Here is a 13917-nt window from a genome sequence, read left to right on the forward strand (position 1 = left end):
CAGGCTTCAGGACTGACGTTTTGGCGCATCGGGATAGGTGTGCCCGCCAGCAGCCTGTTCGCTCGGGGTGACCACCAGTTCCGCAACGTCGACATGATCAGGCAGGCGGAGCGCCGAGACAAGAACCGCCGCGACGTCCTCGGGTCCGAGCGGACGCTGCCGCGTATACATCCGGTTTCGCAGCAGTTCCCGATCGCCGTCGAAAGCCTTCATGTAGAAGTCGGTTTCCACACGGCCCGGAGCAATCTCCGTCAGCCGGACGCCCGTTCCGGCGAGGTCGTAACGCAGGATACGCCCGGCCTGGGACAGGCCCGCCTTCGCAGCGCCGTAGGTCGTCGTTCCGGGAAAGACCGCACCGGCCGCCGTGCTCGTGAGGTTGAAGATGTGCCCGCGCCCTCGCTCAATCATGCCCGGCAGGACCAGGCGGATCATCTGCAGCGGGGCTGTCAGGTTCAGCGACACCACCTCCGCCGTCTCCTCCGCGCTCTGCTCGTGCAGCGGTCGTACGGTCGCAAGCCCGCCGGCATTGTTGACGAGCACATCGACGGGAACGCCGTCCAGTTTCCGTGCGATGGCCTCATGGTCGCGTACATCCGCCGCCAGAGGCTTCAGGCGCGGGCCGAGCCGCGCGGCCAGACTTTCCAGCGCCGAAAGGTCACGCGCCAATGCGTGCACCGTCAGGCCTTCGTTCACCAGTGCCGCGGCGATCGCAGCGCCGATCCCCTTGGAGGCGCCAGTCACGAGGGCTGTACGGTATTCCATGATCTTCACCTCAATTTTGCTATTTTCAGAGAGCGCCGCGTTCGGCGATCGTTTTCAGGATCCCGACGAGACCGGCCTCGCGGTCGTCCTTCAGTTCCGCCTGGGTGCGGCCGCGAACGGCCTGCGCGGTCGAACCGGTGACGGTGCGGATCGTCTCGTCGTCCAGCTTGGCATCGAGAAGCGTATCCCAGATCGCCTGGTAGGTCGGGCCGTACTTCCGGAGGAAATCCTCCATGCCGTCAGCATTCAGCTGGTTGGAAATGAAGGAGCCCTGCAACGTCCATTTCGGACCCGGGCCGTACATGAAGGCGCGATCGACATCCTCGACGGACGCCACGCCGTCGCGCACGAGCGCGATCGCTTCGCGCCACATCGCCCCCATGAGGCGCAAGGCGAGGTGGCCGGTGATTTCGCGGTTGAGAACGACCGGCTTCTTGCCGATGGCTTCGTAGATGGTGCGCGCCCGAAGGAGCGACGTCTCGGTCGTGTCGCGCCCGCCGACGATTTCGACCAGAGGCATGAGATGCACCGGATTGAAGGGATGGCCGAGGACGATGCGGCCGGGCACACGGCAATCCGCCTGCATGTCGGATACGATCAGCGCGGAAGATGATGAGGCTATCACCACCTCGTCGTCGATATGCGCCTCAATCTCGGCCAGCAGCCGCCGCTTCAGCGAGAGGTCTTCCGGGCCGTTTTCCTGAACGAAACCTACGCCGGCAAGTGCATCCGCCAGCGTCGCGAAAATGTCGATGGGGCCGGGCTCGGCGATCCGTCCGCTAACCGCGTCCAGATCGGCCATCAGCCCCGGTTGCGCGGCCCGGAACGCCTGCGTGCGGCCGTCCCCCGGATCATACACGCGCACGGGATGGCCGGCATGGGAAAAAGCCGCCGCCCAACGTTGTCCGATCACCCCAAAACCAACGATGCCGACAGGCTGCTTTTCCATTTCCCTATCCTCAGTCCAACGCTTTGCGGAAGGCCTCGTTAAGGTCGTTCCACGGTATCAGGAGGTCGATCCAGGCGCCGATGCGGCCGGCAGCGAGTATCGCTTCATCGATGAGGGAATCGAAAGGCAGGTCTTCCGCCATGGCCGCTTCCAGACGGAACAGAAGCGCCGGCGTTTCTTCCATGTGGCAGAAGTCGCGAAGCCGCGTTGCGGTCTTGTTCAACGCCAGCGCCGCCGTCTGCCGCAGGACGTCTTCGTCCCGTTTTCCGCGCTCGGCGCGCACCCACCAGAGGAGTTCGTGAAGAACCCGCGCTTCGGCCTCTGCTGCAAAGACCGGCCCGGCCGGATGCATGATCGCACGCGAGGCGGTGATACCGCCGATGTCCGCCGGGCAGGCGGCCCAGAGTTTCGCGCGCGCCGACAGGATGTCGGGCGGCAGAAGCTGGGTTGCTTCGGGTACGGACGATTGCCGGTCGGCGCGCTCGAGCGTGCCGCTCAGGATGCGGCGGCCCTGCTCGTGCTTCAGCGTCCTGGCCAGTGCCGCGATGCCTTCGATCGGGGCATCGAGATGACCAAGTACGGTGATCTCAGCGTTCTCTGCCTGCAAGGGAGCAAAGGTGATTTCCAGGAACTGACGGACAGGCCAGTACAGAAACGCTCCCGGCGCTGCCGAAAGCACATGGGTCGCCCCTTCGACATCTTCCACAAACGGCGCGTGCCAGTAGATATGGCTGCCGGCGATCTTGGGTGTGTGGAGTTGCAACGGCAGCGGCAGTGCGTTCAGAAGAGCGCGCTGTGTGCGTTCGGCGTTGCCGTTCAGCCGCAGTGGCCAGCTCTGGCCTTCGGCCGAAAATATGAGGTGCATTCTTACTTCCCGGGATTGAAAAAGGGGACGGGTTTGAGGATCTGGTTTCGCATGTCGAGCAGGTAGTCGGTCTCGATCACCTTGCGGCGGTAGGCCTGCCATTCCGGATCGGCCTCCATGCGGTCGCGACGTTCCTCGCGGTCGGCGAGGCTGTCGTACTTCCAAAGGTGGACCGTGCGGGAGAGATCGCCGATATGCGTCTGGAAGAAGCCGAACGGCTCGCCGAGATAGTGGCGCTGCATCGGCAGGCCGACATCCTCGTAGAGCTTCAGAAAGTGCGGCAACATGTTCGGGCGGGCCGTGTAGGTGCGATGATCAAAGATCATTTTCGTACTCCTTCGGGATCGATGGCACTGTGCCATCCCGCACATGCGGAACGGCGATGACGTATTGGCCGACGCCGGTCAGCCGGCGCTCCGAAGTGTTTCGGCAATGAGGCGCGCGGTGAGCTCGGGCGCTTCCATCTGCGGCACGTGGCCGACACCGTCGAGCAGGTGGACCGCCGCCGAGCCGGGCGCGCGCAAACTGTGCGCATGCGGGATCACCCGGTCCGAGCGGCCCCACACGATGCGCGTCGGCACCGACACCCGCCGCAGGGCAGACAGCAGATCGAAGGCCTGCGTGCCGCCCGCAAAGAGTCGTTCGGCAAGGGCTGCCAGCACCGCTTTTTGTCCGTTCCGCTCCATGCTTCTCAGAACGGCACGCGCGTAGCCCTGCGGCAGCACGTTGGGGTCGGCGACCATCACGGAAAGCCAGCGCTCCAGTGCTTCGGCGGTCGTGGAGCGGGTCAGGCCACCGATGAAGCCGGCGTTGATTTCCGGGCCCAGACCTCCGGGAGCAAGCAATGTCAGCGACCGGACTGCGACACGGCCAAGGGCGGTCAACGCCAGCGCCGTGGCACCGCCGAGCGAGTGGCCCACGAGGTGGCTCCGCTCGATGCCCAGAGCTTCGATCCGGTCGGAAACGTCGAGCGCCAGGTCTTCGATCCCCTGTGCGGAGCGGCCGGTTTCTGCGCCGTGGCCGGGCAGATCGAGCGTGATCGTCTCGAATTCGGCCGGCAGAAGCGGCAGCACCTGCCGCCATGCCGAGCGGTCGGCGCCGAAACCGTGCAGCAGGATCACCGGATCGGCTTTGCGAGTGACGCTGGAAACCACCGGTGCCTGCGGTGCGCCCCCGGCCGTGGACGCTACTTGCGGCGCGGCGGAAGCAACCGGCGAAGCGATTGCCGGCTGCTCGCCCCTTGCGGACAAGGCCGCGGCCACGTCGCGCTGCTTGATGCGTCCGCGCGGACCGGAACCGGAAATGCCGCAAAGGTCGAGGCCGGCTTCCCTTGCAAGACGCCGCGCAAGCGGGCTTGCAATGACCCGACCTCCGGCCACCGCGGCAGGTGCGCCTGCCTCAGACGAGGCACCTTCGGCCGTGGCCGCGGCCATGACCGGCGCCGGGGCGGCCAGAGGTCGGGACTTCGGCCCGCCAGCCGAAGCATCTGCAGGTTTCGTATCCGAGATGGTGCCCAGGACCGCGCCGACCGGCGCTTCCTGGCCTTCAGAGAAGAATGTTTCTGCGAGCCAGCCGTCGCGTTCGGCTGCGACCTCGGTTGCGGCCTTGGCCGTTTCTACGGTGACAATCAGCTGGCCGGCCTTCACCGGCTCGCCGGGCTTCACCGCCCAGTCGAGGACGAGCACGGACTCCATGTACTCGCCGCCGGCGCTTTCGATGCTGATCGGATGGTTCGCCATTCCGCGTCTCCGTTACTTCAGCGTTGCGAGCGCGGCTGCGCGGATCTTTTCCGCATTGGGCAGCATCGCCACTTCAAGCGGTTCGGAATAGGGGATCGGCATGTCGGGCAGCGTCACGCGCGCAACCGGCGCGTCGAGTTCGTCGAATGCGTGATCCATGATCGTCGCCGATAATTCGGCCGCGTAGCCGCAGAAGCGCCAGCCCTCGTTGACGACGACCGCATGGTGCGTCTTGGCGATCGAGGTGACAATGGCATTGACGTCGAGCGGGCGCAGCGAGCGCAGGTCGATGACTTCTGCGGAGACACCGTCCGCGGCCAAAAGTTCGGCTGCCTTCCTGGCTTCCACGACCATCTTCGAGGTGGCAAAAATCGACACGTCATTACCGTCGCGCACGGTCGCCGCCTTTCCGAGCGGCACGGTCACGTCGCCGTCCGGCACTTCGCCACGAATGTTGTAGAGAAGCTTGTGCTCCAGGAACACGACCGGCTGGTCATCGCGGATCGCCGCCTTCAGCATGCCCTTCGCATCGGCCGGCGTCGACGGTGCGACCACCTTGATGCCGGGGATATGGGCGAGCATCGAATCCAGCGCCTTTGAATGCTGCGCCCCGGCGCCCGCGCCGCCGCCGCCCTGCGTGCGCAGCACGAACGGCATCTTCACCTGGTCGTTCCAGATGTAGTTGTAGATCGAAGCCTGGTTGACCAGGGCGTCGAGCGTCAGCGGAACGAAGTCCGCATACATGATCTCCAGCACCGGCCGAGTGCCGGTCATCGCGGCCGTGACCGCCATGGCCGTCAGCGCCTGCTCCGAGATCGGCGTGTCGCGAACGCGGCTTTCGCCGAACTCCTCCATCAGGCCTTTCGACACCTTGAAGACACCGCCATAGCGGCCTATGTCCTCGCCGAAGAGAAAGACGGACGGATCAGCCAGCATTTCCTCGCGAAGCGCGGCGTTGAGCGCTTCGGCATATCGCATAAGGGCCATGTTCAGAGCGCCTCGCTGTAGGGATTGCAATTTTCGTCGATGCTGAACTCCGGCATCGGATCGGAAAGCGCAGTTGCGAAGGCCGCATCGACTTCCGCCTTTGCCGCAGCTTCGATTGCGGCGAGCCTGTTCTCACCGACTTCGCCCAGAAGCGCCTTGCGCGAAACGAGCAGCGGGTCGCGCTCCTTCCAGGAGGCGATATCCTCCGGTTTCTGGTAGCCGCCCATGTCGGAGGTGGAGAAGCCTTCCAGGCGGTAGGTCTTGCACTCGACCATGCCGGGACCTTCGCCGCGGCGGGCGCGATCGACCATCGAAGAAACGGCGCGATAGACCGCGACCGCGTCGTTGCCGTCGACGATCTCGGCCGGCATCGCATATCCTGCCGCGCGGACCGAAAGGTCTTCGACAGGCGACTGGACGTCGGAGGGAACCGTGAGGCCGAACTGGTTGTGTTCCAGCACGAAGACGACGGGGAGCTTCCACAGCCCGGCCATGTTCATCGCTTCGTGACAGATGCCGGTCTGGGCCGCACCATCGCCGAATACGCACATGGCGACGTTCTTCTGGCCGAGCACCTGCATGGAAAGCGCCATGCCAGCGGCTGCCGGAATACCGGCGCCGACGATGGCGTTGCCGCCGATGACGCCCTTGTCCGCATCAGCGACCAGCATGTGACCGGCGCGGCCGGCGCAGGCGCCGGTGGCACGGCCAAAGATTTCAGCGATAACCGGATAGGGATTCATGCCCTTGCCGATGTAGACGGCATGACCGCGGTGGGTGGTCGCCACCTTGTCGCCGGCTTCAAGCACGGCGGTAGCGGCAACGCCGACAGCCTCCTGCCCATCGCAGCGATGGATCGGGCCGCGCGTGCGCCCTTCCTTGTGAAGGGCGCCGAGGCCCTCTTCGAGATGCCGGACCAGCAGCATCTTCCGGTAGATTTCCAGATGCTCTTCTACTGAAGGTGTGTTCTTCACGGATGCCTCCAAATGCATGCAGCAATTTAATACAAAAGTGTCGACACTTTGCAAGGGCTTCTGCAAGATTGGATGTGGTCAATTGAAAAAGGGGACCGAAATGCGATTGAAGGACAGGGCCGCCATCGTCACCGGAGCAGGTGCGGGCATAGGAGCGGCCACCGCGGAACTCTTCGCCCGGGAAGGAGCGCGCGTGCTCGTGGTGGACCGCGACGGCGAACGGGCAAGGCAGACAGCCGATCGAATCGGCGCGCAAAGTCTGGCGGTCGATGTCTCCGACGAAACGCAGGTGGCGAACATGGCGCGCTTCGCAAACGAGCGCTTCGGCGGCATCGACATCCTCGTCAACAATGCCGGCTACGGCTTTCGGGGCACGGTCGTCACCATCGAGGCGAGCGACTGGGATGCCTTGATGGCCGTGAACCTGAAAGGCGTGTTCCTGTGCTCGAAACACGTCATTCCCGTCATGGCTTCATCCGGCGGCGGCGCCATCGTCAACACCGCCTCGAACGTTGCCCAGATCGGCCTGGCCGATCGGGCAGCCTATGTCGCGTCGAAGGGCGGCGTCGCCGCGCTGACGCGGGCGATGGCCCTCGATCACGCCGGGCAGAACATTCGGGTGAACGCGGTGGCGCCCGGAACGACCTGGTCGAGCTACTTCGACGATATCCTCGAGAACCATCCCGACCCCGAGGGTTTCCTCGCAGGCTTGAATGCGCGTGCGCCCATGAATCGCGTTGCCCAGCCGATCGAAATCGCGCAAGCGATCCTATGGCTTGCCAGCGGCGAGTCGTCCTTTGCGACCGGCTCGATCCTCACCGTCGATGGCGGCATGACCGCCTGGTAGAGGTTTTTGGCCCTCAGGCAGGCTGAAAGGTCTTTCTGAGGGCTCCGAGCATCTGGTCGAGATCGGTGCAGGGGCTGCATCCGAGTTCGGAGATTTCGCGGGTCACATCGACCGGCAGACCCGAATTCGAATCCTTCGGCACCTCGTTCAGCCGCCCTCCGATCAGCACGGGAAGCCGAATAGATTGCTTCTCCATCGCCGTTTTGACGGCCTTGGCATAGGAATAGGCAACGCCATTATACGTGCTGATGGCAATGGCATCGGCACCGGCCTCCATTGCGCGTGCGACCAGCACTTCCGGATCGACCGCCACCCCGGCGTCGACGATGCCGATCCCCAGCCCTTCGAGAGCCTGTTCGACCAGATACTTGCCGTGTTCGTGCACGTCCGTCGTACCGATGCAGACCGAGATCGGCCCGGTAGTGGCGATCGGCTTCTGGCCTGCCACCCAGACCTCCGCCTTGTCGTTGAGTTCGCGCGCCCATTCCGCATGAATCAGTGGCTTGCGACCGCGTGCGGTCTCCGCGCCAGGGCCGAACAGCATCTCCATGCGTTTCGGCCCCATGCGGCGGATCGCCAACATCAGTGCGGCCGGATCCTTCGTGTCGACGCCCCGATCCGCAAGGCCGGCAAGGACGGCGGCTGCGAAACGCCCGCCGCCTTCCACCAGGACGTCGGCCATGGCCTCGACCTTCGACCAGTCGTACACCGGATCGTAGAACGGGGCATGCAGGGTCAGCCGGTGGGCGAAGGTCTGCGCATCGATGATCTCGTCGACATCCGGGATGCGCTGGTTCTCGGTCACCGGCACGGGATTGATCGCATGACCCGCGGGCCACCGGCCAAGTGCCAGAATGTCGGCCAGCAGATAGCTCGCAAGGCTCGCATAGTTCCCGGCAGGGCTCGACTGATAGGCAACCGTATTGCCGAAGATCATCGTGCCGGGCGTATCGTTGACGCGGACGAGCGCGGCATGGAACGCGGTTCGCGATAGCGGGTCGCTGAAATGGTGCCCGTAGCAATGCGCCAGCTTTGCGCCGATCAGGTCTTCGACGATGTGCTTTTCGATCAGCACCATGCCCAGCGCGCAAGCCATGTCGATGAAGAGGCCGGCAAAGCCATCGTCGAGATTGGAATGGACAAGGATTTCGGCGTCCTGCGCGGCAATGAGACCGAGGGCGGTCACGGTCGCCTCGGTGGTGGCCACGTCGTCGTCCCAATAGGGCAGCCGGAAGGTGAAGTACTGGCCGAGATTGCCGACGGCGGTCGCGCCGGCCGCAATCGCGGCCCGGGTGTTTTCGACTGCGCCCGGCAGCCCGAGCATGAAATCGCCGAAATGGGCCGCGGCAGGGGCCGCATTCGTTATGCGCGCGAAATCCTCCGGCCCGGACAGGACGATGCCCGTGCCGCGCGACGCCTTGGCGCGCATGGCTTCCGGATAGCCCATCGACCAGTCCAGGGTGATGCCAAAGCGATCGACGGTCGTCCCGTTTCGGGCGCACGTGCCGTGAACTTCGCGGATAGCCTCGATCGTCCGGTTGACATCGCGAAAACCGATATGGGCGTGCTGCATGATGCGCTTGTCGGCCATGGCCTTGCGCTTCCAGGCGGCCTCGGAAGGGACGCCTTTCTCCGACAGGAACAGGCAGCTTCCAACGCGCCAGTCGCGCGCCATGGCCCGCCCTGCGGAGAGAAGGTCGGCGCCGGGCGTAAGGCGCGGGTCAACAAGGGTAAGCAAGGTCTCAGCTGTCATGGCGGCTGTCCGGTTACAATTTGGCGATGAAGCGGCGAAATTCGGCAGCGAAGCTGTCCGGGTCGGTAAACGGGTGAAAATGCGCGCCACGGACGGTTACGAACTCCGCACCGGCAATTGCTGTCGCCACCGCCCTGGATAGTTCGGGCGGCGTCAGGATGTCGTCGACGGCGGCGATCACCTGGACCGGACTCCTGATGCTTGAGAGGTCTGCCAGACGATCATGATCGAGCAGCATGCGCACGCGTGCCGCCGCGACGTCGAGCGGGGCGAGATTTCGAGGAGCATCCGCCACTGCGGCGTCCAGCTTTGCGGCGTGGGCCGTCAACCAGGCCGACGTATGCCCGAAGACATGCGTCAGCCGCTGGTAGGTTTCCGCCTGTCCCGCTTCCAGCATCTCGGCGCGGGCAATGAACAGCGTGCGGAACCGCGCGTCCGATCGCGCCCAGGAACTGCTGATCGTATAGCTCAGGCCTTTGATATCGTGATCCAGCGCAAGGACCTGTGCGATCGCTCCACCGGTGGAATGGCCGACGACATGGACCGGTTCACCCCATTGATGGACGATGCCTGCGACATCTGCGGCACTCCGGGGGATCGAATAGCCTCCGGGCGGCCGGTCGCTTCGCCCCGCCCCGCGGTGGTCCGCAACCACCAGGCGGAACTCCGTCTGAAGCCGCTGGACGACGCCGCCCCAGAAACGTCCGTCGCCGCCAAGGCCCGGGATCAGCAGAACCCGCGGCCCCGTTTCGCCAAAAGTCTCGTAGTGTATCCGGCAGCCATCCGGCGCTGTATAAGTCGCCATCAGCCGTTTTTCCCCGCGTCCAGCACGGTTTCCAGCGCCGACAGCAGGCTCAGCGCCGTGATCGCGGACGTCTTCGGGTTGTCGGGGGAGGGGGTGTTCACGAAGCGCATGAAAGCCGTGCCTGCGGAGCTTGCAGCTTCGATCTCGTGCGTATTTCCTTCCACCTTCGGGTCGGCGACGACGCGAACGGTGAGCGACCGGGGACGAACGGCCAGGGATATTGCCAGCGCTGCATTCAAATTCTTCGGAAAGCGGCGCGCGGCCTCTTCGGGCGCACCCTCGAAAAGCACGACCTCTGTCGACGGTGCTGTCACTCCCAGCCTTTCAAGCTCTGACGCCCAAGCGGCCACGGGCTTGCGCGACGTGTAGCGAATCTCCGCATCCTCCAGCCTCGCGACGGCGCCGAGGTAGTCGAGCCCTCCCACCGAACCGGCGGGAAGCACAAGCGGCGCGCCCGATGCGTTCCGCGCTGCGTCCAGCCTGAGACAGAGCTCCGGATCGGCGAGTACGCCGACCGATGCCAGAACGACGGGAATTCCGGCTTCCAGCAGTTGCGGCACGCAGTCGGCCGCAGCATCCTGCGTCGCAACCTCGACTACCGCGCGTGGCCGGGCCGCGACCAGTTCTTCGATACGCGTCACAAGGCGGACGTTTTCTGCGGATTGCGCGAGACGGCGATCGTTCCGCACCAGAACGACCCACTCCGCCTCGCCGGGTCCGAAACCGGCAATGAGGCGGTGTGCCAGCGCGCCGAACCCGATGAGGCCGAGTGTGACGGGAGCGGAGCGCTTTTGGTCCGGCGCGGCAAGCGAAGGCATGAATCAGTCGCCCTTCACCGGGTCGAACTTGTCGGCAAGGTCGGTGCCGAACACCGTCTGGCGTTCGATTTCCAGCACGTTCTCCGGCCGGGGAAAGTTCGAGGGAACGCGGTCGCCCGGCTTGCGGGGCCTGCCGATCAGCCGGAAGAAATCCTCAAGCCCGTTGGGAACGATCAGCCAGACCCAGCGCAGGCGCGTCTCGCCATCGTTGATGAACATGTGTCGCATGTTCTTCGGCAGGAAGATCGCGCTGTCCGGGCCGATCGGATACTCCTTGCCGTCGATCACGGCGCGGCCGTGCCCTTCGATGACATAGACGGCTTCCTCATTGTGTTCGTGGGTATGTTCGCGCACATAGCCGCCGGGCGCCACCGATTGGGTGCCCATGCCGAAAGGCGATTCCATGCCGACGATATGCGGCGCCAGCGCGACATCGACATGGCCGTTGGCCGGCACCGGCTGCCAGTAGCTTTCGCGTGCTTCGGGACCGGAAACATGGACACCGGCGAGAACGGGCGGAATGCGGGTCTCGTCCATTTTTTACACCTGTCGGATAAGGACCCCGAAGGGTCTCATGGTACATCGTGACCTGTGAAAGCTATATCGCAAAAAGTGTCGACACAATAGTAGACAGATTAAATGCGGTGCTTTTATAGTGCCGCGACGCGGTGAATGGGGAATAGATATGGAAGCTTGGGACGTATTGGTCATCGGTTCCGGTTCGGCGGCTTGCGCATCGGCGCTGCGAGCAGCCAAGGGCGGATTGAAGGTGCTCGTCATCGAGAAGAGCGAATGGCTCGGCGGCACCTCGGCCATGTCGGGCTCAGGCATCTGGATTCCGGCCAATCACGTGGCCGCGGCCGCCGGCATCGCCGACAGTCGAGATGAAGCGATCGCGTACCTGCGCGCGGTCACGCCCGAGGGGTGGGCAGAGAAAGAAGACGCGCGCTGGGTTTCCTTCGTCCAGTCCGCGCCGGATATGCTCCGTTTTCTGTCCGATAACACCCCGCTCGACCTGCGCGTCGTAGCCGAGCCCGATCCTTATGCCGAGGCACCGGGAGGCAAGATGGTCGGACGCATGGTGTCGCCGATGCCGCTCAGCCGCCGCATCCTGGGCCGCTTCGCACCCCGGCTGCGGCGTTCGACGCTGCCCCATACCTTTACCTATCAGGAGGTCGTCGATCTCGACCTCTACCACCACCCCATCCGCGCCGGGCTGCGCATGTGGCCGAAGCTGCTTTGGCGTTGGCTGACCAATTCCGGCGGCCAGGGCACCGCCCTGATGACGGGCCTGGTCAAGGGCTGCCTCGACGCCGGTGTGACCTTCTGGCTCGAAACCCGCGCCATTCGCCTCATTCAGGATTCCGACGATCGCATCGTGGGTGCGGAAGTGGAGCGCCAGGGACAGCGGCAGACGATTGCCGCCGAGCGCGGCGTCGTGATCGCGACCGGCGGGTTCGAGTGGGACCCACAGATGCGCGAACGCCATTTTCCCGGCCCGCTCGACCGTATCGGCAGCCCGCGCAGCAACGAAGGCGATGGGCAGAAGCTCGCAGCCTCGGTCGGCGCAGAGCTTGACCGCATGGACCAGGCCAATATCTATCCCTGCCTGCCGACACGCTACCAGGGCAAGCAGCACGGCCTTCCGATGACCTTCCAGGCCGAACCCCATTCAATCGTGGTGAACCGGCATGCGAAGCGCTTCGTCAGCGAGAACGACTTCAACATCGGCGAGGTGCTGGACGAGCGGGATGCCAATGGCGCGCCGGTGCACCTGCCATGCTTCCTGGTCGGCGATCACCGGTTCCTGAAAACTTCGATCCCCTTCCGCTGGTATTCCTCCTACGACCGCGACTGGGTGAAGACGGCGGATACGGTTCCCGAACTCGCAGCCAAGCTCGGCCTGCCGGCCGACGCGCTCGTCGAGACCATCAACCGCTGGAACGAGTTCTGCAAGACCGGCCATGATACCGACTTCAAGCGCGGCGAGAACGGCTGGGAAGCCTACAAGGCGCACGGCGACGAGAACCGCCTGAAGCCGATCGACAAGGCTCCCTATGTCGGCATGACGATCAACCGTTCCATTCTCGGCACGAAGGGCGGCGCGCGCACCAACGACAAGGGCCAGGTCCTGCGCGCCGACGGCTCGCTGATCCCGGGCCTCTATGCGGCGGGCCTCGCCATGGCCAACCCGTTCGGTACCCGCGCTGTCGGCGCAGGCACGACCATCGGCCCGAACATGACCTGGGGCTACATCGCCGCCGAGGCCATCCTTCGGCAGAACCGCTGAGGTCGCCAATGTGCCGCTTCTTCACTTGCGTGCGAAGGAGCGGTCATGGACAGGACGGCGGTTAGGCTGTGACGGTTGAGATCCCGCGCATCGGCTCGGATGTCCATGATACGCTGTCGCGCCGGAGCACCTCGAATCCGGTGTCCATGATCTTGCCGGCGCTCTCGTCGCCTTTGACCCGCTCGACGATCATCCTCATCGCCGCCTGTCCCATCTGATAGGTATTCGGCTGCAGGGTGGTCAGCGCCGGGGTGATCTCGGACGCAATCTCGTAGTCGCCCCAGCCGACGACGGCGATCTGTTCGGGAACCCTCCATCCCCGCCGCCCGCATTCGAATACGACGCCGGCGGCGACGATGTCGGTCGGGCAGAGCAGTGCGTCGAGATCGGGATCGAGACGGAAAAGGCCCTCCAGCGCTTTCGGGCCAGCGCCGAAGCCGTCCGTCTCGTCGACGAGATGGACGAGGTCCGATCGCAGGCCGTATGCGGCCAGCCGTTCCCGGAACGCCGGCATCCTCTGTTTGAAGCGCCGGGACGCAGCGCCCGCGTATCCGATGAAACCAATATGCCGGCGGCCGGATTCCAGCAGGAGATCGACCAGCGCCCGTGTGGCCTCATAGGTGGAAAAGCCCACCGCCATGTCGAAGGGCGCGTCCTGGACCCAGGCCTCCACGACCGGCACGCCGGTCTTGCGCATCAGCCGGAGCGCCTGCTCCTCGTGCTCGTCGCCGACGAGGGCAATGCCGGCCACGCGCAATCCTACGAAGGTCTCAATTGCAGCGGTTTCGTTACGTTGCGTGTCAGCCAGTTTCAGGATCAGCTCGTAGCCTTCGCTGGCAACGGCGTCCTGCATGCCGCGAACGTAGTTGTAGAAGCTGGAGTTCTTGATCGACGGGATCACCGCTCCGATGACACGGCTCTGCCCGGACGCAAGGTTACCTGCGGCGTAGTTGGGCACATAGCCCAGTTCCGCGGCAATCCTTAGTACCTTCTGCCGCGTTTCTTCCTGTACGCGCTCGGGATAGCGGAACGTGTTCGACACGGTCATCGGCGAAACGCCCGCCGCAGCCGCGACCGACTGCATCGTGACGGAAGTCTTCTCACCGCTCAACTTTGACATGCGTTCCT

Annotated in this window: 14 protein-coding genes; 2 read left to right on the forward strand and 12 right to left on the reverse strand. The window is 64.6% G+C overall.

The features are described from left to right. Positions 1–6: 6 nt before the first annotated feature. The 7 genes from HV823_RS19500 to HV823_RS19530 form a co-directional block, all read right to left on the reverse strand. Positions 7–762, reverse strand: a complete 756-nt coding sequence (locus tag HV823_RS19500; RefSeq protein ID WP_176951416.1) for an SDR family oxidoreductase — start codon at positions 760–762, stop codon at positions 7–9. Positions 763–787: 25 nt separating this feature from the next. Further along, positions 788–1711: a 3-hydroxyacyl-CoA dehydrogenase NAD-binding domain-containing protein gene (locus HV823_RS19505; protein ID WP_176951417.1), complete on the reverse strand. Its 924-nt coding sequence runs from the start codon at positions 1709–1711 to the stop codon at positions 788–790. A 10-nt stretch (positions 1712–1721) separates the two neighbouring features. Next, on the reverse strand, positions 1722–2576 hold the full coding sequence (locus HV823_RS19510; RefSeq protein ID WP_176951418.1) for a hypothetical protein: 855 nt from the start codon (positions 2574–2576) through the stop codon (positions 1722–1724). Between the two features lie 2 nt (positions 2577–2578). Further along, the gene (locus HV823_RS19515; protein WP_176951419.1) at positions 2579–2902 is read right to left on the reverse strand and encodes an NIPSNAP family protein; all 324 of its coding nucleotides are present in this window, start codon (positions 2900–2902) and stop codon (positions 2579–2581) included. A gap of 78 nt (positions 2903–2980) precedes the next feature. After that, on the reverse strand, positions 2981–4315 hold the full coding sequence (locus tag HV823_RS19520; protein WP_176951420.1) for an acetoin dehydrogenase dihydrolipoyllysine-residue acetyltransferase subunit: 1335 nt from the start codon (positions 4313–4315) through the stop codon (positions 2981–2983). 12 nt (positions 4316–4327) lie between these two features. Continuing rightward, positions 4328–5302, reverse strand: coding sequence for an alpha-ketoacid dehydrogenase subunit beta (locus tag HV823_RS19525; protein WP_176951421.1), 975 nt, complete (start codon positions 5300–5302; stop codon positions 4328–4330). Positions 5303–5304: 2 nt separating this feature from the next. Next, the gene (locus HV823_RS19530; RefSeq protein ID WP_176951422.1) at positions 5305–6276 is read right to left on the reverse strand and encodes a thiamine pyrophosphate-dependent enzyme; all 972 of its coding nucleotides are present in this window, start codon (positions 6274–6276) and stop codon (positions 5305–5307) included. A gap of 100 nt (positions 6277–6376) precedes the next feature. Between HV823_RS19530 and HV823_RS19535 the strand changes: the two genes are divergently transcribed. Next, the gene (locus HV823_RS19535) at positions 6377–7123 is read left to right on the forward strand and encodes an SDR family oxidoreductase (protein WP_176951423.1); all 747 of its coding nucleotides are present in this window, start codon (positions 6377–6379) and stop codon (positions 7121–7123) included. A 13-nt stretch (positions 7124–7136) separates the two neighbouring features. Here HV823_RS19535 and HV823_RS19540 read toward each other — a convergent pair whose 3' ends face one another. From HV823_RS19540 to HV823_RS19555, 4 genes are read right to left on the reverse strand one after another with little or no spacing between them, the layout of a single operon-like run. Continuing rightward, positions 7137–8876, reverse strand: coding sequence for a cobalamin-dependent protein (locus HV823_RS19540; protein WP_176951424.1), 1740 nt, complete (start codon positions 8874–8876; stop codon positions 7137–7139). Positions 8877–8889: 13 nt separating this feature from the next. Next, positions 8890–9681, reverse strand: coding sequence for an alpha/beta fold hydrolase (locus HV823_RS19545; protein WP_176951425.1), 792 nt, complete (start codon positions 9679–9681; stop codon positions 8890–8892). After that, entirely contained in the window at positions 9681–10499 is an 819-nt protein-coding gene (locus tag HV823_RS19550) for an aspartate dehydrogenase domain-containing protein (RefSeq protein WP_176951426.1), read from the reverse strand. The genes HV823_RS19545 and HV823_RS19550 overlap by 1 nt, the downstream gene beginning before the upstream one ends. A 3-nt stretch (positions 10500–10502) precedes the next feature. Then, complete coding sequence (locus HV823_RS19555) at positions 10503–11036, reverse strand: cupin domain-containing protein (protein WP_176951427.1); 534 nt, start codon at positions 11034–11036, stop codon at positions 10503–10505. 148 nt (positions 11037–11184) lie between these two features. Between HV823_RS19555 and HV823_RS19560 the strand changes: the two genes are divergently transcribed. Beyond that, on the forward strand, positions 11185–12789 hold the full coding sequence (locus HV823_RS19560) for an FAD-dependent oxidoreductase (protein ID WP_176951428.1): 1605 nt from the start codon (positions 11185–11187) through the stop codon (positions 12787–12789). 61 nt (positions 12790–12850) lie between these two features. Here HV823_RS19560 and HV823_RS19565 read toward each other — a convergent pair whose 3' ends face one another. Next, positions 12851–13909 (reverse strand): LacI family DNA-binding transcriptional regulator, encoded by a 1059-nt coding sequence (locus tag HV823_RS19565; RefSeq protein WP_246301796.1) that lies wholly within the window; start codon positions 13907–13909, stop codon positions 12851–12853. Positions 13910–13917: the final 8 nt, after the last annotated feature.

Source organism: Mycoplana rhizolycopersici (genome assembly GCF_013378445.1).
Lineage (GTDB): Bacteria > Pseudomonadota > Alphaproteobacteria > Rhizobiales > Rhizobiaceae > Mycoplana > Mycoplana rhizolycopersici.